The 794-nt window shown below is 30.6% G+C and carries 2 protein-coding genes; both read right to left on the bottom strand.

Going from position 1 to position 794, the window contains the following annotated elements:
• Positions 1-33 precede the first annotated feature (33 nt).
• Positions 34-510, bottom strand: coding sequence for an AAA family ATPase (locus tag LS72_RS10540; protein WP_034555692.1), 477 nt, complete (start codon positions 508-510; stop codon positions 34-36).
• A gap of 12 nt (positions 511-522) precedes the next feature.
• A partial coding sequence (locus tag LS72_RS10535; RefSeq protein ID WP_034555693.1) for a toprim domain-containing protein occupies positions 523-794 on the bottom strand: 272 nt, incomplete at its 5' end.

Genomic DNA, 794 nt, shown 5'->3' with positions numbered 1-794 from the left:
AAAATTCATCTAATTTGACTTCTACTTCAACTGTCATCTTTTCTCCTTAATTTTACATTTTTCACAAATAACTAAATAATCATCTCCTATTAACCCACTGCCTATATGGTATTTTGCCTTTTTGCAACCGCATATATCACAATTTGCATAACGCAATTCCACATTATCAGCATAGGGTAAGAGTTTAACTACATTCTCCCACATTTGATGATGGATGTTTGATAACAATCCAGCAATATAGAAGTTATAGTTATTCCTATTGTTAATAATTGCTTGTATATATTCTTTCTTGAAGAATTGAATCTCATCAATTAATACTATCTTATTGTTAGCATAATCAAAAGATTCATCATAGACTTCTAGGCAATTTTCAACATTCCTAGCAAAAAACTCTCTTTTAGATACATTAGGTGCAATGAGTGCAACACCTTGTGTGCTAAACTCTTTTGCAAGAGATAAGAGTTTTGTGCTTTTACCTGCTTTCATAGTTCCTAAGATTAAATGAAGCATTTAAGAAATCCTCTATTGTCTATGCAGAGTGATTGTGTTTAAAGCATTAAGATTTAACAAGTCATTTAAATCATTAACCTCTTCATTCCAATTTGCAATGTAAGTGTCAATTCCTAAATGTAAGAGTTTAGCTACTAAAGTTGCTTCACTATTACGACCTGCACTATCTTTATCAAAAGCAACAATCACTTTTTTATCTTTAAATAATCCTAGCACTTCTTCCTTATAAGCCCAAACACCAGCAAAAGAACAAAAATCACTATTCTCTTTTTTATTTTCGGTAA

The organism is Helicobacter apodemus (assembly GCF_000765745.2).
In the GTDB taxonomy this organism is placed as follows: domain Bacteria; phylum Campylobacterota; class Campylobacteria; order Campylobacterales; family Helicobacteraceae; genus Helicobacter_D; species Helicobacter_D apodemus.
This window is presented reverse-complemented; position numbering and strand designations above follow the sequence as displayed.